This is a genomic window from Micromonospora sp. WMMD735, assembly GCF_049178995.1.
In the GTDB taxonomy this organism is placed as follows: domain Bacteria; phylum Actinomycetota; class Actinomycetes; order Mycobacteriales; family Micromonosporaceae; genus Micromonospora; species Micromonospora wenchangensis.
This window is the reverse complement of record NZ_JBMHMJ010000002.1, coordinates 5712219-5736292: the sequence shown is the minus strand read 5'-3', so window position 1 is coordinate 5736292 and position 24074 is coordinate 5712219. Positions and strand designations below refer to the sequence as shown.

The window sequence follows — 24074 nt, the reverse complement described above, 5'->3', positions numbered from 1 at the left end:
GAGCGGATGATCCGGGCTGAAACCGCCGCCGCGACACGCCAGGCCCTGCTCGAAGCGGCGGCCGAGCTGCTCGACCACGGCGGCCTCGAAGCCGTGACCCTCCGTGCCGTCGGGGCACGGGCAGGGGTCACCCGCGGAGCCCCCTACCGGCACTTCCCGGACAAGGAACACCTCATGATCGCGGTCGGCAGCCAGGCCTGGGGCGAACTCGGTGAACGAATCGGTGCCATCCATCGAGACCCCGACCTCACACCTGCCGCAAAGCTGCGGGCCCTCCTCGCCGCTTTCATCAACCTCGCCCGCCGCCAACCCCATCTCTACCGCCTGATGTTCAGCAGCCCCGCCAGCGATCCCACCGCGTTCGCCCGGGCCGCCCAACCCACCCAGGACGAATCCCTTCGGGTAGTCGCCGCCGTGACCGGCGAACACCACGCCCGCCGGTACGCCGCCCTCCTGCTCGCCAGTGCCGACGGCATCGCCGGCATGGAACTCACCGGCCAGCTCGCCGGCGACAAGTGGCAGACCACCGCCGAAGAGCTGATCGACACCCTCGTCACCATGGTCGCCGCGCAAACCCGCGGAAGCGCCACGGAAGCGGCCGACGGTTCCTGACACGGTTGCCGAGCCTTCGCCACCGCCCGTGGCCGTCGGGCTCATGCTGTCTCACATCCGGGATCTCAGTACGTCGAACTCGCAGCCCGGCGAGGACGGGTCGAATCCGTGTTCGATCAGCCAGCGGGACGCCAGCAGGCTACGCAGCGACCACCAGGCGCGAATCACGTCCCGGTCGACGTCGACACCGTAACCGGCGAGGAGATCGTCGAGCCGTTCCTCGTGCCCGAGGGTCAGCACGGCCAGGTCGTACAGTGCGTCGCCGGGCGCCGCCTCGGACCAGTCGATCACCCCGGTGACCTCGTCGCCGTCGGTGAAGATGTGGGTGATCTGCAGGTCGCCGTGCATGAACACCGGCGTCCACGGCCGGATCGCCACCTCGGCTATCGCGCGGTTGCGGTCGACCAGGTCGGCCGGCAGGACGCCGGTGTCGACGAGCCAGGCGCATTCGCGATCGAGTTCCGCGTCCAGCCCGACGAGCTTCCTGCCGACCCACGGCGGCGGTGGCGCGTCGTGCAGCGTGCGGATCGCAGCGCCCGCCGCGGCCCACGCCGCCGGTGACGCGGGCGACGGCTCGCCGAGACAGCCGAGTGCCTGGCCGGGGACGGCGGCGATCGCGAGGACGGGCGGCCTGCGCCACAGGACCTCCGGGGTCGGGACGGGCGCCAGCCGCATCGCCTCGACTTCGACATCGATGCGCACCTGGTCGCTGTCGACCTTCAGGAACACGTCGCCGACGCGCAGGGTCGCGCGCTCGCGATGGGCGACGACGACCGAGACCTCCTCCACGCCGGCCATTATCGCGGGCTGGTCAGCTACGCCGCTGCGGGTTACCACGTGCGAGTCGGATGCGGTATGTCGTACAGGCAAGCGACCTGACCGACTCGCGCATGTCGGCATGATCGCGCGCGGCGAAGGCCGTCGTCGTCGGTATGACGGCAGGGTGCGCGCCCCCTGGGGAAACGCTCCGCGCTCCTCCGGCGGCGACGCCGAAGGTGGGGTGCACAGACGGGACGTCGTTGATCTTCGATGATGTGCGCGGCGTGTACTCGCCAGCGGATGCCACCCCGGGTCAACCCGGTACGAACGCGGGTGACCACAGCCGTTCGCGGCCGCAACCGGGGGTTCGTGTGCTCGGGGTGTGGTCCTGGGCTGGGCGAACGGGGGTCCGGGTGCTGTGGGTGGGCGTGGGACAGTCCCTGCCACCCCAGGTGGACCCGCAGGTCGCTAGACTAGGCGCTCGCGCCCTCGTAGCTCAGGGGATAGAGCATCGGTTTCCTAAACCGTGTGTCGCAGGTTCGAATCCTGCCGGGGGCACCAGGCCACAGCCGTGGCTCCGAAGTCAGCTAGCCCTGCCCGGTCCTCTCATTGGCCCAGTGAACCGTCAGGTGGCCGGTGCCGTCCGCGTACTCCTGGCCGCAGGAGTAGCGTGATTCCACCCCGGCGATCACCACGGCACCATCGACCTCGATAGCGGGTCGTCCAGCCCCGTTCTGGCCGATGACAAACTGTTCGTCCAGGAACCGGACCGCAGTTGGTGTGGTGGCCTTCTGTTCTTCCAGCGCCTTCCCGATGACCTTTTGGTGGCACCATCGCACTCCATCGCGTGCGTGCGCTTCGCGGCGTGAGTCGACGGCCAGCAGAGTCGCCGCCACCGTGACCGCGACCACAAGCGCCAGTCCGGCCAGCTTCAGTACCAGCGGCAGCCAACGCGCGGGTCGGGTATGGGCTGTTGCGGCATTCCCGTAAGTCACACAATGAAACTACGCGGGATTGGCGCCATGATCAATGGATAGCTCGCCGCGCCATCCACGTGCCGGCAGCCTTCAACTCCGACGGTCAACGGCGGGCACGAAGGATCCCCACCTTCTTCGGCCTGCCTTGTCACGTCCTTGTCGGCCGGAACTTTAGTCCTTTCCACATGCCGGTGCGGGCTGCGGTGATCGCACCACGGGTGATGGCGACCGCAGCTACGGAAGCTGGGGTTTCCGAGCAGATGCCGCCGTGCTCACACTTCCGGGATCGCGTGTAACAGCCGGGGCAACTCCAGGGGAGGAATCAGTCCTCCACGACGGGATGAAGCGGCGACAGGAACGGGTCGAGGCGTTCGGTTATGCCACCCCGCGCCATGACGTGGACCAGGAACGCGTTCGGTCCGGGGGTATCACGCAGTTCCTCATCCCTTTCGTAAAGGAGGCCATAGGACCCCGGCAGTCGTCGGGCCACGAACTCGAGCACCTGGCGCATCCCGGCCGCCTCGTCGCGACGTCGGTTCGCTCCCCCGTGCAGGATCAGGTGGTGATCCCCGTTGAGTACCATCACCTCCGCCGAGACATTCGTCGGGACGTTCAGCTCGGCCATCATCTCGTTCAGCTCGTCGATGACGGCACCGAGTTGGCCGGTGTCCGACTCCTCGGTGTTCTGCGCGAGGTGGAACCATCCGTGGAACTCGTACACGTCACCCTCCGAGCGGTCTGGCATCGATGACGTACCGAACACCGCATACCGCTCAGCGCAACTCGACCGGGTATGTCGAGCCCTGGCGCTGACGGGGCCGTCGGGCGACGACTGGTCGTCGACGAGCGACCCGATCCTGCGGGCCGTGTTCAGCTTCCACCGAGGACTACCCTCGCCACTTCTCGGCCGGTCGGCAACCACTGGCCGGTCTGCCGTAGATCCGCTTCCCGTCCGGACCCGCATAGCAGTGCTCCAGCTCGTCTTCGGCCTGGAACAGCGGACGCCTGTCGATCTCCGTTCCGGTGGCGTCGTAGCTGACCAGTTCAGGGGCGTCACCGGCGCTGAGTCGGGCGTCGCTGGTCATCAGGCCGAACGCGCCTCGCGAGAGTCGTGCTGTGGTGGTGTGGCCGTCGCCGTGGTCGAGGACGAGGCGGTGGACGCGGCTGCCGACCCGGCCGCTGACGCTGACGTCCCCGCCGTCGGCCTCGGTGGAGGTCAGCAGCAGCCGCTGCACCGGCCCGGGCAGCAGCTCACCGTGCGGCCACGGCTCGGCGGTGCCCCCGCCGGACTCCCGGGCCGTACCCGCCCACTCCACGTCGCAGGTGGCGTAGCCGACGTCGTTCATGAACAACACCAGCGCGCGGCCGCCCCGCTCCGTGCCCACCGCCAGGTCGGCCAGGGACACCGGGACGGGTGGTTCCTGCGGGTCCCGCTGGGTCTGTCGTTGCGGGGAGTTCCACTGCAGGCACCGTTCGGCCGCCCTCCGCAGCGACGGCGACAACTCCCCGGCTCCCATGGCGAGCACCTGCCCCGTCGAGCCCTCCGGCCGGTCCGCCACCACCGCCACGGCACCGGACGCCACGACCAGCAGTGCCGCCACCGCCACGGCGGCCCGCAGTCGCGGGGTACGCGCCGGAGGCGGGCTCACGGAGTCGAGGATCCGGGCCCGCATCGCGAGCGACGCACCCGGCGGCAGATCCCGTTCCCCGGGCAGATCGAGAATGTCGTTCACCGTGTCCCCTCCTGGATCTCCTTCGGCAGCAGACGGGCCAGCCGGCTGCGGGCACGACTGACCCGGGACCGCACCGCCACCTCGCTGATGCCCAACACCGCTGCCGCGTCCGGGTACGACACGCCCGACCACAGGCACAACGCCACCGCCTCCCGCTCGGCCGGTGGCAGCCGGCGGACCACCGCAAGGACCTCGGTCATCCGCCGCTCGTCGTCGAGCCGCGCGGAAACCTCGTCGGCGAGGTCACCATCGGTGGGCCGCTCCCCCGGCAGCCGGCGCAGCAGCGCCAGCCACCGGCGCGCCGACCGCCACTCCGAGCGCACCGCGTTGGTGGCGACGACCAGCAACCACGGCAACGCCGAACCGTCGACCAGTCGGGCGTCACGCCGACGGCGCCACGCGACGAGGAACGTCGCCTGGGTGACGTCCTCGGCCGTCGACCACGAACCGGTCAGCCGGAACGCGTGGTTGTAGACCGGGCGGGAGTACCGGTCGAAGAGCCGACCGAATGCCCACTCGTCACCGGCGGCGATCGAGGACCACAGTTCCTCGTCCGACGGCCGTACCTGATGCCTCACAGCACACTATGGCCGTCCACGCCGACTGTGTTGCATCGCGGCGGCGGACTGCGGATCCGGATGTGTCGTCGGGAGCGACGTCCGAGCGGCTGCCGGCGTGGGATCCGGGCTGCTGGGGGAAAACCACCAGGCCGGGCCGGGTGGTTGCCGGCTTCTGACCGCCGAGCGTGTTACCTACCGTCGATCTCGTGATCGAACTACTGGAGTTGACCAAGAGTTACGGGGGCCGGGTCGCCGTGAACGGGCTGACCGTCCGGGTCCAGCCGGGCGTGGTGACCGGGTTCCTCGGCCCGAACGGGTCCGGCAAGTCGACGACGATGCGGATGATCCTCGGGCTGGATGCTCCGGACCGTGGGGAGGCGCTGATCGGCGGGGTGCCGTACGCGAACCTGACGTGGCCGTTGCGGTCGGTCGGCGCGCTCCTCGACGCCGGGGCGTTCCATCCCGGCCGCAGCGGCTACGCACACCTGGCCGCGCTTGCCGCCAGCAACGACATCAGGCGTTCGCGGGTCGACCAGGTGTTGCGCCTCGTGGGTCTGTCGGACGCGGCGAAGCGGCGCACCGGCACCTACTCGCTCGGCATGCGCCAGCGGCTCGGCGTGGCGGTGGCGCTGCTGGGCGACCCGGGGGTCCTGCTGCTCGACGAGCCGGTCAACGGGCTGGACCCGGAGGGCATCCGTTGGATCCGGAGCCTGCTGCGCGCCCTGGCCGCCGAGGGCCGGACGGTGTTCGTGTCCAGTCACCTGATCGCCGAGATGGCGCTGACCGCGGACCGGCTGGTGGTCATCGGCCGGGGCGAACTCCTGGCGGAGACCACCGTCGCCGAACTCGCCGGCCGCCACGACACGCTGGAGGACGCGTTCTTCCGGCTCACCTCGCAGTCCACCGACTACCGCGGCACGGAGGTGTCATGAACGGCTACGGATTCCGGCAGGTGGCCCGGATGGAGTGGATCAAGCTGAGCAGCGTCCGGTCGACGTGGTGGCTGACGGTCGCGACGGTGCTGTCGATGGCGGCGACCGGGGTGGGGGTGGGCCTCGGCTACCGGTCCCACACGCCGGTCGCCACCACCGCCCAGATCCTGAACAACAGTCTCAGCGGTGCCATCCTGGCCCAACTGTTCCTGGGTGTGCTCGGCGTCCTGCTGGTGACCGGCGAGTACGGCACCGGGCAGATCCGGTCGACGTTCGCCGCCGTGCCGCGGCGTCGGACCGTCCTGGCGGCGAAGGCCGCCGTGTGTGGTGGCGCGGCTCTCGCCGTGGGCATGACCGGGACGTCCGCCGGCTACCTGGGCGGGCAGCTCGCGATCCGCGGCACCGCCATCCCGACCGCTTCCCTCGGGGACCCGGCGGTCCTGCGGGCGGTCCTGCTGACCGGCGGCTATCTGGCCGCCACCGCGCTGATCGGGGTGGGTGTCGGGGCGTTGGTACGGCACTCGGGGGCCGCGATCGGGACGTTGTTCGCGCTGATGTTCGTCCCCACGATCGTGGTCGGGCTGTTCGGCGAGCACGGCGTCGTCGTCGGACGCTTCGTGCCGCTGCTGATGCTGCTCAACTCGGTGGCGGTGCTCTCGCCCGGGTCCGGGCTGTTCACCGGGTGGGTCAGCGTGCTGCTGATGTGCGGGTACGCGGCGGTGGCGATCGGGTGTGGTGGCGTCCTGCTCCGCTCCCGGGATGCGTGACCCACGGGCCGACGACGGCGGGGCCGGCCACGACCGGGCCGGTCGCAACGGTGCAGGCAGCAGCGCGGTCATCGGCCAGAATGGGCCGATGACCGCGCTGCGCGCACCGTTCAGCGGACCGGTCCTGCGTCAGGCCGTGTTCTGCCTGTTCGGGGTGCTCAGCGCGGTCGCGGTCCTGGCCGTACCGATGTTCGTGCCCGCCGTGGGTGCCCTCGTCCTGTGGGCCACCGGGGCCATGTCCCGTGAGCCCGCCCCCACCGTCGCGCCGCTGTTCCTGGTGCTGTTCCCGCTCACCGTCGGGCTGCTGGTCGTGCTGGCCGCCCCGGCCGGGCGCGCGACGGGAGCGGTGCACCGCCGGTTCGCGTCCCGGCTGCTCGGCGTACCCGTGCAGGCTCCGCCACCCCGGCCGTCGCGGCGGCCCGGTGCGCTGGTCACCGACGGACCGGGCTGGCGGGCCTGCGGGTACGCCCTGCTCAAGGTGCCGCTGGCCGTTCCGCAGGGCTACGGCCTGTTCTGTTACGTGTTCGGGCCGGTCAACCTCAGCTACCCGCTGTGGTGGCCGCTGTTCCGCAATCATCCGCCCGGCACCCGCCTCGGGCCGGTGTGGGCGCTGACCCCGTTCGGCCCCATCGGGGCGCGGACGATCGCCGGCACGTTCCTCATCGCGGCGGCCGGTCTCGCCATGCTCCTGGTGGCACCGACGCTGCTGCGGATCGGTACCACCGCGGACCTGGCCGCGATGCGGTGGCTGCTCGGCCCGCGTCGGCTCGCCGAACGGGTGCGGCAGCTCCAGGTCAGCCGGGCCCAGGCCATCGACGACGCGGCCACGATGATGCGCCGGCTGGAACGGGACCTGCACGACGGCGCGCAGATCCGACTGGCGACGCTGGCCATGAACCTCGGCATGGCCACCGAGAAGCTCGGTGTCGACGGCCCGCCGCCCGACCTCGTGCAGGCCCGCGAGCTGGTCGCCCTCGCCCACCGTGGCGCGAAGGACGCCCTCGCCGACCTGCGCGACCTGGTACGCGGCATCCACCCGCCGGCGCTCGACAACGGCCTCGGCGACGCGTTGGCGACCCTCGCCTCCAGCAGCGCGCTCCCGGTCACGGTGACGGTCGAGCTGCCTGACCGGCCGGCGCCGGCGATCGAGACGATCGTCTACTTCTGCGCGGCCGAACTGCTCGCCAACGCGGCGAAGCACAGCCACGCGACCCGGGTCCGGCTCGGTGTCGTCGGCACCGGTCGGAGTCTGACGCTCGGGGTCACCGACGACGGCACCGGCGGCGCGGACCCGGACGGCCCCGGCCTGACCGGGCTGGCCCGCCGCATCACCGTCGTGGACGGCCGGATGCGGGTGCACAGCCCGGCCGGCGGGCCCACCCGGGTCGAGATCGAGCTACCCACACAGGTGTGAAACGGAGGCGACGGCATGCGGGTGGTGATCGCGGAGGACGCCGCGATGATGCGCGAGGGGTTGGTCCGGCTGCTCACCGACCGTGGCTTCGAGGTGTGCGCGGCGGTGGCCGACGCGGACTCGTTACGGTCGGCCGTCGCCGACGCCCTGCCGGACGTCGCCGTGGTCGACATCCGGATGCCGCCGACGCACACCGACGAGGGGCTGCGCGCCGCGATCGACATCCGCCGTGACCATCCCGGTGTCGGGGTACTGGTGTTCTCCCAGTACGTCGAGACCCGCTACGCGACCCGCCTGCTCACCGACCGGCCCAGCGGGGTCGGCTACCTGCTCAAGGACCGGGTCGCCGACGTCGCCGACTTCGTGGCGGCGCTGACCCGGGTGGCGGCCGGCGGCACCGCGCTCGATCCGGAGGTGGTCGGTCACCTGATGCGGGCCGGGCGGGACGTGGCGGGGCTGGCGTCGCTGACCCCCCGCGAGCGTGCGGTGCTCTCGGCGATGGCCGAGGGCCGGTCCAACGCCGGTATCGCGGCGGCGCTCGCCATCACCCCCGGGGTGGTGGAGAAGCACGTGGCGAACATCTTCGCGAAGCTCGGGCTGCCGGCCTCGGACGGCGACAACCGCCGAGTGCTGGCCGTCCTGCGTCACCTCGGCGGCTGACCCTGCCCGGTCCGACGCCGGCCGGCGTGCGTGCCCGTCGGCCGGCGACCGACACGAACGCCGGCCGGCAACCGACAGGGCTGCCGGCCGGCGGCCGAGGGGCCACCGGCCGGCGGGGTGGGTTGCGGGTCAGGGGATGAAGGTGACGCCGGGCAGTCGTGGCGACGGACCGTCCAGCAGGTGCCCGTCCCGGTCGCGCAGCCACCTGTCGAAGAAGGCGGTGACCAGGGTCTCCTGGGTCCGGACGGCGCGGGCCGGGTCGATGGTGCCGATGGTCCCGGTGACGAAGCTGTCGGGCAGGCCGAGTTGCCTGGCGATCTGCGGGAGCAGCGGTACGACGTCCTTGTAGGCGTCCTCGCTGGGCGCGCCGTCGAGCCGCAGGTCGACCCGCCAGCCGGTGCTGTTGTCCCACAGCATCCGCCAGGACGGCGTCTGCCGGTGGTCGGTGCCGGCGTCACCGACGAGCATGAACGGCCGGTCCAGGCCGGTACGGGTCACCGGCCACAACCGGAGGGCGTCCGGGACGATGGGTGACTCGATGCTGCCGTCCATGTCGATCGCGGCCCTGATCCGGGGGTCCTCGCTCATCACCTGCAGAGCGGTGATCCCGCCCGCCGAGACGCCGAACATGCCGGTCCGGCGCAGGTCCAGGCCACCCGCCACGCCCTGGGGCAACGGCCGGCCCTCCGCGTCGGGGTTCACGCCCCGGTGCAGGGCCGCCAGCTGGTCGAGTACGAAGCGGATGTCCGCGACCCGGGTGTCGAACACGCGGGCCGCGAGTCGCTGGAAGTCGTCGGGCTGCTGCGCCTGCTCGAAGAGCTGCGGCAACACGGTGGTGAGGACCCGGCCGTCGGGGAACTCCACCTCGGACGTCTCGTAGGTGTGGTCGATGGTCACCACCACGTACCCCCGGCTGGCCAGGTCCTGCACCAGGGTGGTGTTCCAGGTCCGTGGGTCGCCGGCCCCGGGGGAGTACAACACCACCGGGAACGGTCGCCCGTGCCGCGCCATCGGCGCACCCCGGTGACCGCTGGTCCCGGTGGCGGCGAAGTCCACCGCGCCGGCCGGTATGCCGTACAGGCTGACCCCGACCCCGTCGGCGCTGCCGAAGTGGGCCGCCGCGCCGGGCAGCATGTGGGGTGCCCGGGGGAAGCGGGCCACGTCGGTGGCCGGGTACCAGAGGCTGACCATCAGCTCGCGGGAGGCCGGGGTGGTCGCCCACGGGTCGGTGCGGGAGCGGTCGACCAGGTGCAGGTCGACCGTGCCCACCGGGTAGGGCCCGGTCGGCGTCGGCAGTCTCAGCCGGGCCGGCCCGTCGCCTCCCTTCAGGGTCGACGGCGCGACGGTGCCGAAGGCGAAGGTGGGTGCCGCGTTCGTCAGGGTCAGACAGCCGGCGACCAACGCGGCGAACAGGGCTGTGCGGATTCCTCGTGCCATGAGCGGGCTCCTCGGGAAACCGGGGCTGCGCCTGGCGGCCGCCCTCGGTCGTTCCCACGCTAGGAGCGCGACGGGGCCGGTAGAAGGCGGCTTCCACCCGCACCGGTCCCGGGGATAACCCCCGGGACCACCCGCGACCTGCGGTCCGACCGGGCGGGGCACACTGGGGCCGTGGAACGTCACGAGTTCGGCGTCGCGGTGCGCCAGTTGCGGGAGAGCACGACGCCGGCGACGGTCGGGCTGCCGGTCGGCCGGCGGCGGGTGCAGGGGCTGCGGCGGGAGGAACTCGGCGACCTGGCGGGCATGTCGGCGGACTACGTACGCCGGCTGGAGCAGGGGCGCAGCCACCCGTCGGCCGGGGTGGTGCAGGCCATCGCCCGTGCCCTGCGCGTCGGGCGGGCGGAGTACGAGCGGCTCTGCGCGCTGGCCGGGTACGCCGCCGCCGACGGGCGGGTGCCGAACGAGATCGGTCCGGGCGCGATGCGGCTGCTGGAACGGTTCACCGACACCCCGATGTTCGTCTCCGACGCGGCGATGAACCTGGTCGCCGTGAACAACGCGTTCCTGGCCCTGGGGCACTGGGACCTCACCGGGGACCCGTGGGAGTGGAACGTCGCCTGGCGTACGTTCTGCGACCCGTTCCTAGGTTTCCGGCAGTCGGCGGCCGAGGCGACCGATCACGAGGCGGTCCTCGTCGCCCGCCTGCGCAGCGCCGTGTTGCGCTACCCGGCCGACGCCTCCCTCGCCGCGTTGGTGGACGAGATGCGTAGCCGCAGCGGCCTGTTCGACACCCTGTGGCGTACGCCGCGACCGGTGGTCGCCTACGAGAGCAGCGCCGCGTTCGTCCATCCGGACGGTGGCGTCGTCACGCTCGTCGGGAGCCTGCTCACCATCCCGGGCGACGATCTGTCGGCCCTGATGCTCACCGCGGCACCGCGGTCGGTCGATGCGGCACGCCTCGCCGAGATCGTCGACGACGCCGGTGGGCCGGGCATCGTCAGGGTGGGCCAACCTGGCCCAGGCTGACCGCGCCGGTTCCTGCCAGATTGGGTGACGCATCCGGCGACCGCGGATCCGGCGGCTGCCTCCGGGCGACTCCGGTGACGGCGGACCGGATGCCCTGGCGACGTCGAGCGATGCCGCACCCGTGTTCCGCCGAACGATCGCAACCCGTCGGCGGCGTCCACCCGAAGGTAGGTCCAGCAATGAAGGCAGTGCGTTTCCACGAGTTCGGTGGCCCCGAGGTGCTGCGTTACGAGGACGTGGAGCAGCCGACCCCCGGCGTCGGCCAGGTCCGCGTCCGCGTCGCCGCGACGTCGTTCAACGGGGTCGACGGCAACATCCGGGCGGGCTACATGCAGGGCCCGATCCCGGTCGAGCTGCCCCACACCCCCGGCCTCGACGTCGCCGGCACGGTCGACGCGGTCGGCGACGGTGTGACCGACGTCGCGGTCGGCGACCGGGTCATCGGCTTCCTGCCGATGACGGGCACCGGAGCGGCGGCGGAGTACGTGATCGCCCCGGCGGAGATCCTGACGGGGGCGCCCAGGAACATTCCGCTGGCCGACGCGGCGGCGCTTCCGCTGGTGGGCCTGACGGCGTGGCAGGCACTGTTCGACCACGGCAGGCTGACCGCCGGCCAGCGGGTGCTGGTCAACGGGGCCGGGGGTGCGGTCGGCGGCTACGCGGTGCAGCTGGCGAAGGAGGCCGGTGCCCGGGTGATCGCCACCGCCAGCCCCCGCAGCGCCGACCGGGTCCGGGCCGCCGGGGCCGACGAGGTGATCGACCACACCGGCACCGACGTGGCGGCTGCGGTGACCGAGCCGGTCGACCTGGTGCTCAACCTCGCCCCGGTCGCCCCGGAGCGGCTCGCCGCGCTGGTCCCGCTGATCCGTGACGGCGGGGCCCTGGTCAACACCACCGTCTGGATGCCGGCCCCCGCCGACGAGGCGCGTGGCGTACGCGGCATCGACCTGTTCGTCCGCAGTGACGCCGACCAGCTCGCCGACCTGGCGGCGCGGGTCGGCACCGGCGAGTTGCGGGTCGAGGTCACCCGCCGGGTGGCGCTGGCCGACCTGCCCGCTCTGCACGCCCAGGCCGGCGCGGGTGAGTTGTCCGGTAAGACCGTCGTCCTCGTGCCTGCGGCCTGACCTGCTCCCGGCAGGGTCGGTCAGGTAGTCGACGCCGCCATCGCCGGCGTCGACGCCCGGCGGTGGCGGCCGGGGTACCCGGGTGAGCTACCGACCGGCGGAGGCGTCGGCGGGCGGCTCGGTGAAGTAGTCGCGGAGCACGGCGATCCGCCCGGCGCGGAGTCGGAAGATCTGCACGAGCGACATCGTCGTCTGCTGCCCGTCCGGCCCGTCGAAGGCGACGTCGATCTCGGCGATGAACACGTCGGGGTCCGGGGTGTCGTGCAGGAGGTGGGCGGAGCGCGCCTGGTTCACCGTGCCCTGGTGGGTCGGAAGCTGATGGTAGGCGCTGGTCCCGGCCCGGATCGCCGCCCGGCCGACCAGCCGACCGTGCAGCGGATGGCCGGCGGGAGCCAGCGGTGCTTCGTACACGCCGTCCTCGGTGAACAGCGCGGCGATCGCATCCGGGTCCCGGGTGACCGCCCCGGCGTAGACGTACCGTTGGAAGATTTCCTGGTGTGTGAGGTCCACTCTCCAGTCTAGCCCGCGGACGAGCCGGACCGGGGGACGCCGAACGGCGACGGCCCGACGCGGAAGGGTTTCTCCGCGTCGGGCCGTCGCCGTCGGAGGGGATCAGCTGGCCGCGCAGGTGGCGGTCGCACCGGGACCGGTGCCGTTGCCCTGGAAGCCGAAGTTGGTCGACTGCCCGGCACCGACCTGCCCGTTGTAGCTCACGTTGGTGAACCGGACGGTCCCGCTGGTGCCGCTGGACTGTGCGCTCCAGGTGCTGGTGACGCTGGCACCGCCGGGCAGGTTGATGCTGACGTTCCAGCCGTTGAGGGCGGTGGCGCCGGCGGTGACCGTCACGCTCGCCGTGAAGCCACCGTTCCACTGGTTGACCACCACCGACGCGGTGCAGCCGTTGCCGGCCGGCGGCGGCGTGGTGGGGGGCGCCGTGGTGGGCGGCGGGGTCGTCGGCGGAGCCGTGGTGGGCGGCGGCGTGGTCGGCGGGGTCGTCACGGGCGGGTTGGGTGCGCCGTTGGCCAGGCTGAAGGCCAGGTCCGGCTGGAACGAGCCGGCGGTGTAGCGGCAACCGTCGGCCTCGCCCGGCGGCTTCACCCAGAGGTACGCGTCGATGTTGTTGTCGCCGGTGTTGGTCGTCGGGTACTGCCCGATGCGACGGTCGGTGTTGTCGTCGCCGCACCAGTCACCGCTGGCACCGCCGTTGCGGCTGGTGTCGATGACCTGGCGCTTGCCCGAGATGCCCATGCCGTTGAGGGCGTTGATGACGTTCCGGCCGAAGCTCGCCTCGCTGGAGGTGGGGTTGAAGTTCGACACGTTGGTGAAGAAGCCGTCGGCGTACTGCACGCCGGCCGCCCGCAGGCGGTTGGCCGTCTCGCTGGGGCTGTTCCAGGTGGAGTGACCGCCGTCGAGGTAGACCTTGGCGTTGGGGTTGGCCGCCTTGAGGGTCCGGGTGGCCGTCGAGATCGCCTGGTTACGGGCGTTGATCTCGTTGCTGTTCAGGCAGGTCAGCAGGGCGAGCGAGTCGGTCTCCAGGATGATGATGACCGTCTGGTTGCCCAGCCCCCGGGCGAAGTTCGACACCCAGGTCTGGTACTGGTTGAGGTCGGGCGCGCCCCCGGCGCTGGCCCCGCCGCAGTCCCGGTTGGTGATCTCGTAGATGGAGAGCACCGGGATCTGGCGCGCGGAGTTGGCGGCGCCGACGAACGACGCGGCCTCGGACTGCGCGGTCGACGGGTTGAAGTTGGCGAACCACCGGGCCTGCGGCTGGCTGGCGATCTTGTCGCGGATGACGCCGACGCGCGAGTCGCCGGGGTTGGCGGCGACCCAGCGGACGACGGCAGTGGTCGGGTCGCGGTAGAGCGGTCCGGATATCGTCCCGGCGGAGGCGGTGCCGCCGGCGAGGCAGACGCCGGCGGCGGTGACGCCCGCGACGGCCGCCACACTGAAGGCCGCCACCGATCTGCGGCGGAGCGAGGAGAGGGTAGCCACGACGTGTTGCCTCCTGATCACATAGATGTTTCTACATGGGAGCGTTCCCACGACGGTAGCCGAGGCGTGCGCCGCTGCCAAGACGTACGGCCCACCCTTTAGGCATCGACCAACTTCGAGGGATGGGTAGGCCGGACGGCAGCGTACCGCCGGTGCGGGGGCGCGGCGACCGGAACAGGAGGCGGCGACGCGCCCAGCGGGTCACGGTGTGTGCACCCGGTCGACCTTCACGGTGAGCAGGACCCGCTGCTGCCCACCACCACCGAAGCCGGGATAGGGGCGACCGAGGTACTTGCGGGACAATTCGTCGATGTGCTCGCGGGCACCGGCGGTGGAGATGTCCACCACGCTGCCACGCAACGCCCAGTACCGGGCCGGGGCGGCGGGGTCGGCGACGCCGATGGCGACCCGCGGATCGCGTCGCACGTTGCGGGTCTTCTGGTGGGTGTCCACGGTGTTGACGAGCACGTGCTCGCCGTCGGTGCCCACCCAGGTCTGGGAGATCTGCGGTGACCCGTCGGGCATGAACGTGGTCACGAAGCAGATCGCCCTGCCGTGCAGGACCGCGACCAGGTCGTCGGGGAGAGCAGTCATGGGCTGCGCCTTCATCTCGGGGTGTGGTGGTAGAGCCGGTCGATGACCGACTCCTGCGGCGGGTCGTCGGACAGGTCGGCACCGCGCAGGCCCGCCAGGGCGATCCGCAGCGCACGCCGCCACAACGGCGGGGCGAAGGTGCAGGAGGCGTCCATGACGCTGCCCACCCCGACACGGCCACGTCACCCCGACACGGCGACGTCACCCACACACGGCGACAGCGGCACCGCCGTCGTGCGCGGTGCCGCTGTCGCGGGGGGCGGCGGCCGGTCCCGATCCCTGCCGGGTGCCGCCCCGCCCGAGGGGGCAGTTCTCCGTTACGGCCGCAGGGCCTGCGCGGCCGGGGTCCAGGTCGACTCGTTCCTGACGTCGGCGACCCTGATCCCCTTGGCGACCTTCTCCAGCTCGGCCAGCGGCAGCTTGTTGCCCAGGCCCATCCCGCTGACCTGGAGGACGACCGTGCCGTCGGCGTTCCAGATGTTGCAGAAGCCGCCGCCTGCTGCGTCGTCACCCGGGACCCGCCGGTCCGAGCCGGGGTAGCACTTCGTCACCCCCGGCTCCGGGGACTGGTTCGAGCTGCCGGCCGGCGTGACGAAGATGTGGAAGCCGTCCTTGATGCCGTTCTCGGCCTGGTCGTAGGGCGCGGTCAGGCCCGAGGTGGGCGCGGCCGGCCGGGTGTACGTCGCGCCGCCGTAGTCACCGGCGCGGGCCGCGGCGATGCCGCTGAGGCCGGGCATGGCGTGCGTGCCCGACTGCAACGGGCGGTAGCCGCCCGGCACGTAGCCCACGGTGAACGGCACCGTGGCCGGCTTCGGCCGGCTGGGCTTCAGGCCACCGACCAGACCGCCCAGGTCCTGGAAGCTGGGCGAGGCCACGGAGCTGGAGATGGAAGTCACGGCCGCCCACGCGTCGGGGGCGTACTCCCAGGCGAGCAGCTTGTTGCCCTCGTCGACCGGCTTGCTCGGGTCGAGGCCGACCGGCAGGGTCGCCTGCACGGCCCGGTGCCCGGCCACGGTGACCTTCCGGCCGTTCCTGATCCCGGCCGGGTCGAAGACGCCCGGCCGGTAGACGGTCAGGTACGCCCACAGGCTGGGCTTGCCCCCGGTGGCCCGCTTCTTCTGCTCGACGGGGTCGCCGCCCGCCTCGATCTCGTCGGCCGTGACCGGCTTGTCGTTCGAGACGTGGCCGTCGGAGTAGACCGAGGCGATCTGGTAGCCGACCGACGCGACGATCGGGTCCTGCACGTGCAGCGGGCCCGCGTCGTACCCCTTGAAGGTGAAGGTGAACGGCGGGGCGTCGGACCAGCGGGCCTCGGCGGGGCCGGCGGCCGCCGCACCCGCCGAGGGGGGCGCGGCGGTGGTGTCCCGCCCGGCGCCCAGGGTCGGCAGCGCGAACGCGCCGGCGACCGCGACCACGACCAGGCCGGCCGCGCCCGCCGAGGCGAACCCGGCCCGGCGACGCCGCTGCGCCCGCCGGCCCGCCGCGACGATGTCGTCGGCGGTACGGGTCATCGGTGGCTCCTGACCGGTCACCGCGTCCACGAATTCATGCAACTGCACTGGTCCACTCCTCGATCGAATTACCGGTGAGATTGATGCGTTCGGCGGCGAGCGACTCGCGCAACTTCGCCAGGCCCCGGGAGACCTGGCTCTTGGCGGTGCCCACCGTGCAGTCGAGGACGCCGGCCGTGTCCTCCAGGCTCAGGCCCAGGTAGTGCCGGAGCACGACGGCGGCCCGCTGCCGGGCCGGTACGGCATCGAGCGCGGCCCGCAGGCGCATCCGCTCGTCGGTCGCGTCGGCCGGGTCCCGCAGCGCGACGTCCGGCATGGCGTCACCGGACGAGCGCTCCCGCCGCCACGGCCGCCGGGTCTCGTCGACCGCCGCCCGGTAGACCATGGTCTTGACGTAGAGATCGGGCCGTTCCAGCTTCCGCCAGCGGGGATAGAGCTTGACCAGGGCGTTGGCCACGGCGTCCTCCGCCGCGTGCCAGTCACCGCAGGTCATGTACGCCAGCTTGCGCAACGACGCCATCTGGGACGTCACGAACTCGCGGAACGCCTGTTCGTCTTCGGCTCTCACGTCGGCTGCCTCCTTGTGCCGGAGGTAGAACGGGATCACCGGCCCGGGGAGTTGCACGGCCCGGTCAAGTAGTTGCCGGATCACCGTGTGCGACGATCTCCCGGCCGGGTAGGGCCAGGCATACCCGGAACGCTACGACCAGTGGGCTGGGTCGGACGGCGTCGCCCTGACAGGGTTCGACCATGACCCCGGACGTACCCCTGCACCTGGCGGCGGCGCTGCGCCGACGCGACCACCTGCTCTCCCCGTGGCCGTGGCGGGCGCTGGCCTACCTCGCCACCACCCTGCCGGTCGCCGCTCCCCTGTCGATCGGGCTGCTCGTCGTCGGCGCGCCCCTGATGGCCGTCCTCAACACGGTGCGGCAGGACCGCCCGGTCGAGCTGCCCATCGTCGTGTTCCTCACCGTCGTCGCCCTGCTGGTGCTCGCGTCGGCTCCGGTCGTCAGCCTCGCGGTGGCCGTGGTCGAGCGGTGGCGGCTGCGCCTGGTCGACCCGCGACCGCTGCACCGCCCCCGGTTCACAGGTCTGGCGGCCCGCTACACCAGCGCCGCGGCCTGGCGGGAGGTCGGTCACACCTTCCTGCTGGGCGGGCTCGTGCCGCTGGCGTACTGGCTGTTGTTCATGCTCGTGCTGCTCGACGCGACGCTGATCGCCAGCCCCTGGCTGGCCAGCGGCAACGACCCGGTCATCGTGGTCTGGACCACGATCGACACCCCCCACCAGGCGATCCCGTACGCGGCCGTGGGCGTCCTGTGTGTCCCGGCGCTGGTGTACCTGGCCGTCCTGCTCGCCGCCGGCCAGGCGACGGCGACCCGTTGGCTGCTCGACGGGTCCGCCGACACCACGGCGCTGCGGGAGGTCACCCGCTCCCGGGCCCGACTGGTCGACGCGTACGAGGCCGAACGTCGCCGCATCGAGCGGGACGTGCACGACGGCGCGCAGCCCCGGCTGACCAGTCTCACCCTCCAGCTCGGCCTGGCCCGGCTGGACGTGCCCGACGACTCCCCCGCCGCCCGGCCGTTGGCCGTCGCGCACGAGCAGGCCAAGGGGCTGATGGTCACGCTCCGGCAGATCGTGCAGGGCATCCGCCCGCAGCACCTCACCGAACTCGGCCTGGCCGGTGCCGTCCGGGAACTGGCCGGGGCGGCCACCATCCCGGTCGACGTCCACGCCGACCTCGGGCAGCCGCTGCCGGAGGTGGTCGAGACCACCGCCTACTTCGTGGTGTCCGAGTCCCTGGGCAACGTGGCCCGGCACGCCCACGCGGGCCGGGCCGAGGTGCGGCTGACCCGGTCCGCCGGCAGTCTCGTGGTGGAGATCGAGGACGACGGGTGCGGCGACGCCGACCCGGCCCGGGGCAGCGGACTGACCGGGCTCGCCGACCGGGTCGCCGCCGTCGACGGCCGGCTGCTGCTGTACAGCCCGCCCGGCGGGCCTACCCTGGTGCGGGTGGAGCTGCCGTGCCCCCGGTGACCCGGGTCGTGCTCGCCGAGGACGAGGTGCTCCTGCGGGAGGGCATGATCGGCCTGCTGACCCGGTTCGACTTCGCGGTGGTCGCCGCCGTCGGCTCCGCCCCGGAGCTGCTGGACGCGGTCGACGCGCACGAACCGGACCTGGTGGTGACCGACATCCGGATGCCGCCGCAGCACCGCGACGACGGGCTACGGGCCGCCGTCACCGCCCGCGCCGCGCGCCCGCACCTCGCGGTGGTGGTCCTCAGCCAGCACGTGCAGGCCGGGTACGCCGCGGCGCTGCTCGACAGCGGGGACCGCCGTCGGGTCGGCTACCTGCTCAAGGACCGGGTCGCCGACGTCGCCGAGTTCGCCGCGACCCTGCGTCGGGTCACCGACGGCGGCACGGCCATCGACCCCGACGTGGTACGGCACCTGCTGCACCGCCCCCGCGACCCGCTCGCCGCCCTGTCCGCCCGGGAGCGGGAGGTGCTGGTGCTGCTGGCCGAGGGGCACTCCAACGCGGCGATCGCGGCCCGGCTGCACGTCACCGAGGCGGCGATCGGCAAGCACGTCGGCAACATCCTGGCCAAGCTCGACCTGCCGCCCAGCGACGACACCAACCGCCGGGTGCTCGCCGTCCTCACCTACCTGCGGACCGGCCCCGGCCGGTAGCCGGGGCGGGGTCGGGCACCGGCAGGTCCACCACCCGGGTCGCCCAGCGGGCCAGCAGCGCCGGATCGTGGGTGATCAGCAGCACGCCCGCGCGGTGCCGACGCTGGTAGTCGGTGACGACGGCGGCGACGTGGGCCTGGGTGGAGGCGTCGAGCATGGCGGTGGCCTCGTCGCAGAGCAGGTGGTCGGGGCGGTGCACGAGGGCGCGGGCCAGGCAGGCACGTTGCAACTGCCCGTCGCTGACCGCGTGCGGACGCCGGGTGAGCAGGTCGGGGGTGAGCCCGACGAGGTCGGCCAGCTCGGCCGTCCGGGCGGTCACCTGCCCGGCCGGCGTCCCGGTGGCGCGCAGCGGTTCGGCGATCAGGTCGGCCAGGCTCAACCGGGGGTCGCTGGCGGCGCGGGGGCTCTGGAACAGGATCGCCACCCGGGTCCGGACGGCGGCGGGCAGCCGGTGCCGGACCCCGGTGACGGGTTCGCCGTCGAGGGTGATCCGGCCGCCGTCCGGGGCGTGCAGGAAGGCCAGCACCCGGGCGAGGGTGGACTTGCCGCTGCCGGAGGGGCCACGCAGACCGACCGTCTCACCGGGAGCGACGTGCAGGTCGACGCGGTCGAGGACGCGCTGCCGGCCGTAGTGGACGGTGACCTGGTGCGCGGCGAGCCCGGCGGGCGCGGTCGGTCGGGTGCCGGTCGGGTCGTCGGCAGTGGTCGTCATGCCGGGGCTCCGGGGGTCAGCGGGTGGTGGCAGGCGACCTGCCCGGTGCCGGCGGCCGTCGGGCGGGGCGGGGTACGGCAGGTGTCGGTGGCCCGGGGGCAGCGGGGGGCGAACGCGCAGCCGGCGGGCAGGTCGGTGAGCATCGGCGGGTGACCGGGCACCGGGGTGAACGCCCGGTCGGGCAGGGCGTCGAGCAGCCCGGCGGTGTAGGGGTGGGCGGGCCTGTCGAACAGCTCCGGGGTGGGCCGGTGTTCGACGACGCGGCTGGCGTACATGACGGCGACGGTGTCGGCGACGCGGCGGGCGGCGGCGAGGTCGTGGGTGATGAGCAGGACGGCGGCCCCGGCGTCGCAGCGGCGGCGCAGCAGGTCCAGGGTGTGCTCCACCAGCGGCCGGTCGAGGCCGCTGGTGGGTTCGTCGGCGAGCAGCAGCGACGGGTCGGGGGCCAGCGCCAGGGCGGTGGCCAGCCGCTGGGCCATCCCCCCGGACAGCTCGTGCGGGTACCGGTCGAGGTCGGCGGGGTGCAGGCCGACGTCGGCGGCGGCCCGCTCGGCGGCGTCGGCGACGCCGCGGCGGGGGTGCCCGTGGGCGCGCAGGGTCTCCTCCAGCAGCCGCCGGCCGGTGCGCACCGGGGTGAGGGCGGTGGCCGGGCTCTGCGGGACGAGGCCGACGACCCGGCCCCGGACGTGCCGGGCGAGGTGCCGTTCGCCAGCCGCGACCAGGTCGACCGGGGTGCCGTCCGCCGGGTGCAGGTGGGCGTGCCCGGTGACGGTGGCGTTGCGGGGCAGCAGGCCGAGCAGGGCGTGCGCGAGGACGGACTTGCCGCAGCCCGACTCGCCGACCACGGCCAGCAGCTCGCCGGCGTGCAGGTCGAGGCGCAGGTCGGTGACGGCGTGCACGACGGCGTCGGGAAGCCGGAACCGGACGGTCAGCCCGTCGACGGTCAGCAACGCCGGCCGGCGGCCGGCGGCGGTGGGCGCGGTGCTGGGGGCGCTCGCGGTCACAGCTGCAACTCCGCCCGTACGCGGGGGTCGAGGCGGTCCCGCCAGCGGCCGGTGAGCACGGCCAGGGCGAGGGTGACGGCGACCAGCGCGAGGCCGGGGACGATGCTGGCCCACCACGCGCCGGTGAGCAGGGACCGCTGACCGTCGTTGATCATGTTGCCGATGGAGGCGAGGTGCGGCGGCAGGCCCAGGCCGAGGAAGGACAGCGCGGTCTCGTGCCAGACGGCGTGCGGCACCATCAGCGTGGTCGCCAGCGCGAGCCGGGGCAGCACGTGCGGCAGCAGGTGCCGGATGAGCACCCGGGCCCGGCCCGCCCCGCCGGAGATCGCGGCGTCGACGAACGGCCGGGACCGCAGGCTGAGCAGTTCGGAGCGGACGATCCGGGCGGTGGAGAGCCAGTGCGTCAACGCGATCGAGGCGACGACCGCGCCGAGGCTCGGCCGCAGCATCGCCACGATGAAGATGCCCAGCAGCAGGTGCGGCAGGGCGGCGACGGTGTCGACGACCCGCATCAGCACCCGGTCGACGCGCCCGCCGACGCTGCCGGCGACCGCGCCGACGAGACCACCGATGACGGTGGCGACCAGCGCGGCGACCACCCCGACGAGCAGCGACACGCGCAGCCCGTAGAGGCTGCGCAGGGCCACGTCCCGGCCCAGGTCGTCGGTGCCGGCCAGGTGCCCGGGCGAGGGCGCGAGCCGGGTCCGGGCGAGGTCGACGGCACTCTGGTCCAGCGGCCACAGCAGGGGGGCGAGCAGGCAGGCGACGACCGCGACGACGAGCACGGCGGCGGCCACCCCCGCGCCGGCCCGTCCACCCCGCAGCAGGATGGCCGGCCGGCGCGGCGGCAGGCGTCGGGCGGGCGGGGCGGCCGGTGGTCGGGCGAGGTCAGTCATCGAGACGTACCCGGGGGTCGGCGGCGGCGTAGCCGAGGTCGGTGGCCAGGTTCGCGGCCAGCACCACCACGGTGGTGGCCAGGGTGGTGGCGGCCAGCAGCGGGAAGTCGGCGCCCAACGCCGCCTCGACGGTGACCGCACCGAGGCCGGGCAGCGAGAACACGGTCTCCACCAGCACCGCGCCGCCGACGAGTTCAGGCAGGTGGGTGCCGACCAGGGTGAGGAAGGGCAGCAGCGCGGTGCGCAGCGCGTGGCCGAACAGGACGGTACGGCCGGGCAGCCCCCGGGCGCGGGCGGCCAGCACGTGGTCGTCGCGCAGGCTCTCGGCGACGGCGTCCCTGACGAACAGCACGAACCACGGGGCCTGGGAGATCGCCAGCACGGCCACCGGCAGCACCAGGTGCCGGGCCACGTCGGCCGGGTCGGTGCCGGTCGCGGTGATGTCGGTGAGCCCACCGGCGGGCAGCCAGCCCAGGGTGAGGGCGAACACGGCGATCGCGGCCAGCCCGATCCAGAACACCGGCATCGACTGCACGGCGTACGCGACGGACCGCAGGGCGCGGTCGAAGACGCCACCGCGCCGGTACGCCGCCAGGGTGCCCAGCAGCACGCTGGCCACCAGGACGAGGGCGAGGGCCAGGCCGACGAGCAGCAGGGTCCAGCCGGCGCGGGCGGCCAGCACCGAGGTGACCGGCTCGTGGCGGCTGGTGGACCAGCCGAGGTCGCCGCGCAGCAGGTTGCCCACCCAGCGGGCGTACTGCACCGGCAGCGGGTCGTCGACGCCCCAGTTCGCGCGGAGCTGCGCGAGGTTCTCCTCGCTGGTGGTGAAGGCCGCCGCGCCCGCGTACTGCTGCGCCGGGTCGATCGGGGAGGCAGCGCCGAGGGCGAACATGCCCATGCTGGTCGCGGCGAGCACCGGTACGGCGACCAGCAGCCGGCGGCGGATCATGACCCCGGCCCCGGCCAGCCGTCGACGATGGACCGGCGGCGGTGCCGGTGCCGTCACGACGTCTTCTCCCAGGTGTGCACGTTCCACCAGAGGCTGTTGGCGACGTCGTGTTCGTGCGGCTCGACCCGGGGCGTCACCCCGGTCACGGTGTCGCGCACCACGTAGGTGTGTTGCAGGTAGGTGAGGAACACCCACGGCACGTCGGCGGCGAGCTGCTTCTGGAAGGTGGCGTACGCGGCCCGTCGGGCGGCCGGGTCGGTGGTGTCCCGGCCGGCCTGCAGGGCGGCGTCGACGGTGGCGGACCGGTAGGAGCCGGGGTTGAAGAAGCCCTGCCCGGCGAAGGCGGAACCGAACAGCTTGAACGAGACGAAGTCCGGGTCGTACGGGGTGCCGTACCCCATGACCAGCGCGTCGGTCTTCATCCGGGGGGTGATCGCGTCCCAGGTGAGGCCCTGCGGGGTGACCGCGACACCGATCTTCCTGGCGTCGGCGGTGAACGCCAGGGCCAGTTCCTTGCGCAGGCTGTCGGTGGCCGGGTACATCAGCGTGAACGCGGCCTGCCGCCCGGCTTTGGCGCGGATGCCGTCCGGGCCGCGGGTCCAGCCGGCGGCGTCGAGGATCGCGGTGGCGGCGGCCCGGTCGGCGGTGGGCCGCCCGGTGACCGACGGCTCGGCGAACTCGGAGGTGGGCGGCACCGGGCCGAACGCCGGCTCCCCCGCCCCGCCGAGCACCCCGGTCACCATGGCCTGCCGGTCCACCGCCGCGTGCAACGCCCGGCGGACCGCCAGGTCGCCCAGGACGGGGTTGCCCATCGGCAGCATCACGCCCCGGTAGTCGGCGGTGGGGACCTTGCGTACCTGCTGACCGGCCTGGCCGTCGAATGCGGTCGCCAGCTTCGGCGGCAGTTCGGCCGCGTCGAACTCGCCGGCCCGCATCCGCTGGGCGCGGACGTTGTCGTCGGCGACGAACGCCACCACCACGCCCGGGTTCGCCGGTTTGCCACCCCAGTACCGCTCGTTCGCCGCCAGCACCAGCCGGTCCCCCGGCGTCCAGGACGTCATCCGGTACGGCCCGGTGCCGATCGGCCTGCGGTTGAACTCCGCCGTGTTGACGTCCTGCCCCTCGAACGCCTTCGCCGGCACGATGCCCAGCGCCAGCCGCTGCACGAACGGCGCGTACGGGTGCTTCAGGGTGAACACCACGGTGCCCGGGTCGGGGGCGGCGACGGAGGCGAGCATGTCGAGGTCGGAGCGGAGCGTGGAGTCGACCTTCGGGTCCAGCACCGCCTGGTAGGTGAAGACGACGTCCCGGGCGGTGAGCGGGCTGCCGTCGTGGAACAGCACCCCCTCGCGCAGGGTCGCCGTGACCGTCCGGCCGTCCGCCGACACCGTCGGCAGTTCCCGCGCCAGGGCCGGCACGAGCTGGTTGCGGGCGTCCCGGGCGACCAGCCCGTCGAAGATCAGCGACGCGCCGTCGGGGCCGTAGTTGAGCACCGGGTTGAGGGTGTCGGGCTCACCCGCGGTGGCCACCACGACCGGGCCGTCGCCGGTGCGGCCGGTCGACGACGGCGTCGGGGACGCGCAGCCGGCGACGACGGCCAGGGCGATGCCGAGCAACGCCGGCAGGCGTACGGACCGGGACGTGACGTGCTCCGGGGAGATTCCGTCCGTGCGCTTGGGCCCCACCGGCAGCTCCCTCGGGTCGTGGATCGACGCAGCGGCG

Annotated in this window: 26 protein-coding genes and 1 tRNA gene; 10 read left to right on the top strand and 17 right to left on the bottom strand. The window is 73.1% G+C overall.

Annotation, left to right across the window (positions count from 1 at the left end; genetic code table 11):
• Positions 1 to 6: 6 nt before the first annotated feature.
• Positions 7 to 612 (top strand): TetR/AcrR family transcriptional regulator, encoded by a 606-nt coding sequence (locus ACN268_RS25100; protein WP_421485291.1) that lies wholly within the window; start codon positions 7 to 9, stop codon positions 610 to 612.
• Between the two features lie 51 nt (positions 613 to 663).
• Here ACN268_RS25100 and ACN268_RS25095 read toward each other — a convergent pair whose 3' ends face one another.
• Positions 664 to 1410 carry a phosphotransferase family protein gene (locus tag ACN268_RS25095; protein ID WP_421485289.1) on the bottom strand — a complete coding sequence of 249 codons (747 nt, stop codon included), beginning with the start codon at positions 1408 to 1410 and terminating at the stop codon, positions 664 to 666.
• Between the two features lie 446 nt (positions 1411 to 1856).
• Here ACN268_RS25095 and ACN268_RS25090 point away from each other — a divergent pair.
• Positions 1857 to 1932 (top strand) — tRNA-Arg (locus ACN268_RS25090).
• Between the two features lie 26 nt (positions 1933 to 1958).
• On the opposite strand, the gene ACN268_RS25085 is transcribed toward ACN268_RS25090, so the two are convergent.
• The 4 genes from ACN268_RS25085 to ACN268_RS25070 all read right to left on the bottom strand — a co-directional run bounded on the left by ACN268_RS25085 (position 1959) and on the right by ACN268_RS25070 (position 4659).
• The gene (locus ACN268_RS25085; protein WP_421485287.1) at positions 1959 to 2366 is read right to left on the bottom strand and encodes a hypothetical protein; all 408 of its coding nucleotides are present in this window, start codon (positions 2364 to 2366) and stop codon (positions 1959 to 1961) included.
• 304 nt (positions 2367 to 2670) lie between these two features.
• Entirely contained in the window at positions 2671 to 3069 is a 399-nt protein-coding gene (locus ACN268_RS25080) for an Imm7 family immunity protein (protein WP_421485285.1), read from the bottom strand.
• Positions 3070 to 3235: 166 nt separating this feature from the next.
• Complete coding sequence (locus ACN268_RS25075) at positions 3236 to 4081, bottom strand: hypothetical protein (protein ID WP_421485283.1); 846 nt, start codon at positions 4079 to 4081, stop codon at positions 3236 to 3238.
• Positions 4078 to 4659, bottom strand: coding sequence for an RNA polymerase sigma factor (locus ACN268_RS25070; RefSeq protein ID WP_421485281.1), 582 nt, complete (start codon positions 4657 to 4659; stop codon positions 4078 to 4080). The genes ACN268_RS25075 and ACN268_RS25070 overlap by 4 nt, the downstream gene beginning before the upstream one ends.
• A gap of 188 nt (positions 4660 to 4847) precedes the next feature.
• Between ACN268_RS25070 and ACN268_RS25065 the strand changes: the two genes are divergently transcribed.
• The 4 genes from ACN268_RS25065 to ACN268_RS25050 are packed head-to-tail and all read left to right on the top strand — an operon-like array spanning position 4848 to position 8414.
• A complete protein-coding gene (locus ACN268_RS25065) occupies positions 4848 to 5573 on the top strand; it encodes an ABC transporter ATP-binding protein (RefSeq protein ID WP_421485279.1) in 726 nt (241 codons plus the stop codon).
• Entirely contained in the window at positions 5570 to 6340 is a 771-nt protein-coding gene (locus tag ACN268_RS25060; RefSeq protein WP_421485278.1) for an ABC transporter permease, read from the top strand. Before ACN268_RS25065 ends, ACN268_RS25060 begins: the two co-directional genes overlap by 4 nt.
• Entirely contained in the window at positions 6333 to 7754 is a 1422-nt protein-coding gene (locus ACN268_RS25055; RefSeq protein WP_421485276.1) for a sensor domain-containing protein, read from the top strand. The genes ACN268_RS25060 and ACN268_RS25055 overlap by 8 nt, the downstream gene beginning before the upstream one ends.
• A 15-nt stretch (positions 7755 to 7769) precedes the next feature.
• Complete coding sequence (locus ACN268_RS25050; RefSeq protein ID WP_363656783.1) at positions 7770 to 8414, top strand: response regulator transcription factor; 645 nt, start codon at positions 7770 to 7772, stop codon at positions 8412 to 8414.
• Between the two features lie 129 nt (positions 8415 to 8543).
• Here the strand turns inward: ACN268_RS25050 and ACN268_RS25045 are convergent, their stop codons facing one another.
• Positions 8544 to 9851, bottom strand: coding sequence for an alpha/beta hydrolase family protein (locus tag ACN268_RS25045; protein ID WP_421485275.1), 1308 nt, complete (start codon positions 9849 to 9851; stop codon positions 8544 to 8546).
• Between the two features lie 171 nt (positions 9852 to 10022).
• Between ACN268_RS25045 and ACN268_RS25040 the strand changes: the two genes are divergently transcribed.
• The gene (locus ACN268_RS25040; RefSeq protein WP_421485274.1) at positions 10023 to 10877 is read left to right on the top strand and encodes a helix-turn-helix domain-containing protein; all 855 of its coding nucleotides are present in this window, start codon (positions 10023 to 10025) and stop codon (positions 10875 to 10877) included.
• A 179-nt stretch (positions 10878 to 11056) separates the two neighbouring features.
• A complete protein-coding gene (locus ACN268_RS25035; protein ID WP_421485272.1) occupies positions 11057 to 12001 on the top strand; it encodes an NADP-dependent oxidoreductase in 945 nt (314 codons plus the stop codon).
• A gap of 87 nt (positions 12002 to 12088) precedes the next feature.
• Here the strand turns inward: ACN268_RS25035 and ACN268_RS25030 are convergent, their stop codons facing one another.
• The 6 genes from ACN268_RS25030 to ACN268_RS25005 form a co-directional block, all read right to left on the bottom strand.
• On the bottom strand, positions 12089 to 12511 hold the full coding sequence (locus tag ACN268_RS25030) for a nuclear transport factor 2 family protein (RefSeq protein ID WP_421485271.1): 423 nt from the start codon (positions 12509 to 12511) through the stop codon (positions 12089 to 12091).
• Between the two features lie 102 nt (positions 12512 to 12613).
• Positions 12614 to 13993 carry a glycoside hydrolase family 6 protein gene (locus tag ACN268_RS25025; protein WP_421485269.1) on the bottom strand — a complete coding sequence of 460 codons (1380 nt, stop codon included), beginning with the start codon at positions 13991 to 13993 and terminating at the stop codon, positions 12614 to 12616.
• A 201-nt stretch (positions 13994 to 14194) separates the two neighbouring features.
• A complete protein-coding gene (locus ACN268_RS25020) occupies positions 14195 to 14587 on the bottom strand; it encodes a TIGR03618 family F420-dependent PPOX class oxidoreductase (protein WP_421485267.1) in 393 nt (130 codons plus the stop codon).
• 11 nt (positions 14588 to 14598) lie between these two features.
• Positions 14599 to 14754: a hypothetical protein gene (locus ACN268_RS25015; RefSeq protein ID WP_421485265.1), complete on the bottom strand. Its 156-nt coding sequence runs from the start codon at positions 14752 to 14754 to the stop codon at positions 14599 to 14601.
• Between the two features lie 150 nt (positions 14755 to 14904).
• On the bottom strand, positions 14905 to 16146 hold the full coding sequence (locus tag ACN268_RS25010; protein ID WP_421485263.1) for a hypothetical protein: 1242 nt from the start codon (positions 16144 to 16146) through the stop codon (positions 14905 to 14907).
• On the bottom strand, positions 16133 to 16666 hold the full coding sequence (locus ACN268_RS25005) for a SigE family RNA polymerase sigma factor (RefSeq protein ID WP_204925928.1): 534 nt from the start codon (positions 16664 to 16666) through the stop codon (positions 16133 to 16135). The genes ACN268_RS25010 and ACN268_RS25005 overlap by 14 nt, the downstream gene beginning before the upstream one ends.
• A 182-nt stretch (positions 16667 to 16848) precedes the next feature.
• Between ACN268_RS25005 and ACN268_RS25000 the strand changes: the two genes are divergently transcribed.
• Positions 16849 to 18138: a sensor histidine kinase gene (locus ACN268_RS25000; RefSeq protein ID WP_421485262.1), complete on the top strand. Its 1290-nt coding sequence runs from the start codon at positions 16849 to 16851 to the stop codon at positions 18136 to 18138.
• Positions 18126 to 18791 carry a response regulator gene (locus tag ACN268_RS24995; protein WP_421485260.1) on the top strand — a complete coding sequence of 222 codons (666 nt, stop codon included), beginning with the start codon at positions 18126 to 18128 and terminating at the stop codon, positions 18789 to 18791. Before ACN268_RS25000 ends, ACN268_RS24995 begins: the two co-directional genes overlap by 13 nt.
• On the opposite strand, the gene ACN268_RS24990 is transcribed toward ACN268_RS24995, so the two are convergent.
• From ACN268_RS24990 to ACN268_RS24970, 5 genes are read right to left on the bottom strand one after another with little or no spacing between them, the layout of a single operon-like run.
• Complete coding sequence (locus ACN268_RS24990) at positions 18760 to 19503, bottom strand: ABC transporter ATP-binding protein (RefSeq protein WP_421485259.1); 744 nt, start codon at positions 19501 to 19503, stop codon at positions 18760 to 18762. The two genes, ACN268_RS24995 and ACN268_RS24990, sit on opposite strands and share 32 nt — an antisense overlap.
• Positions 19500 to 20507, bottom strand: a complete 1008-nt coding sequence (locus ACN268_RS24985) for an ABC transporter ATP-binding protein (RefSeq protein WP_421485257.1) — start codon at positions 20505 to 20507, stop codon at positions 19500 to 19502. The genes ACN268_RS24990 and ACN268_RS24985 overlap by 4 nt, the downstream gene beginning before the upstream one ends.
• A complete protein-coding gene (locus ACN268_RS24980; protein WP_421485255.1) occupies positions 20504 to 21403 on the bottom strand; it encodes an ABC transporter permease in 900 nt (299 codons plus the stop codon). Before ACN268_RS24980 ends, ACN268_RS24985 begins: the two co-directional genes overlap by 4 nt.
• Positions 21396 to 22409 (bottom strand): ABC transporter permease, encoded by a 1014-nt coding sequence (locus tag ACN268_RS24975; RefSeq protein ID WP_421485254.1) that lies wholly within the window; start codon positions 22407 to 22409, stop codon positions 21396 to 21398. Before ACN268_RS24975 ends, ACN268_RS24980 begins: the two co-directional genes overlap by 8 nt.
• The gene (locus ACN268_RS24970) at positions 22406 to 24037 is read right to left on the bottom strand and encodes an ABC transporter substrate-binding protein (RefSeq protein ID WP_421485252.1); all 1632 of its coding nucleotides are present in this window, start codon (positions 24035 to 24037) and stop codon (positions 22406 to 22408) included. Before ACN268_RS24970 ends, ACN268_RS24975 begins: the two co-directional genes overlap by 4 nt.
• Between the last annotated feature and the right edge of the window lie 37 nt (positions 24038 to 24074).

Bases quoted from the DNA above. Each gene is read 5' to 3' on its own strand.
- ACN268_RS25100 (WP_421485291.1), top strand. From the start codon at position 7: ATGATCCGGGCTGAAACCGCCGCCGCGACACGCCAGGCCCTGCTCGAA.
- ACN268_RS25095 (WP_421485289.1), bottom strand. From the start codon at position 1,410: ATGGCCGGCGTGGAGGAGGTCTCGGTCGTCGTCGCCCATCGCGAGCGC.
- ACN268_RS25060 (WP_421485278.1), top strand. From the start codon at position 5,570: ATGAACGGCTACGGATTCCGGCAGGTGGCCCGGATGGAGTGGATCAAG.
- ACN268_RS25055 (WP_421485276.1), top strand. From the start codon at position 6,333: ATGCGTGACCCACGGGCCGACGACGGCGGGGCCGGCCACGACCGGGCC.
- ACN268_RS25050 (WP_363656783.1), top strand. From the start codon at position 7,770: ATGCGGGTGGTGATCGCGGAGGACGCCGCGATGATGCGCGAGGGGTTG.
- ACN268_RS25045 (WP_421485275.1), bottom strand. From the start codon at position 9,851: ATGGCACGAGGAATCCGCACAGCCCTGTTCGCCGCGTTGGTCGCCGGC.
- ACN268_RS25035 (WP_421485272.1), top strand. From the start codon at position 11,057: ATGAAGGCAGTGCGTTTCCACGAGTTCGGTGGCCCCGAGGTGCTGCGT.
- ACN268_RS25020 (WP_421485267.1), bottom strand. From the start codon at position 14,587: ATGACTGCTCTCCCCGACGACCTGGTCGCGGTCCTGCACGGCAGGGCG.
- ACN268_RS25000 (WP_421485262.1), top strand. From the start codon at position 16,849: ATGACCCCGGACGTACCCCTGCACCTGGCGGCGGCGCTGCGCCGACGC.
- ACN268_RS24990 (WP_421485259.1), bottom strand. From the start codon at position 19,503: ATGACGACCACTGCCGACGACCCGACCGGCACCCGACCGACCGCGCCC.
- ACN268_RS24980 (WP_421485255.1), bottom strand. From the start codon at position 21,403: ATGACTGACCTCGCCCGACCACCGGCCGCCCCGCCCGCCCGACGCCTG.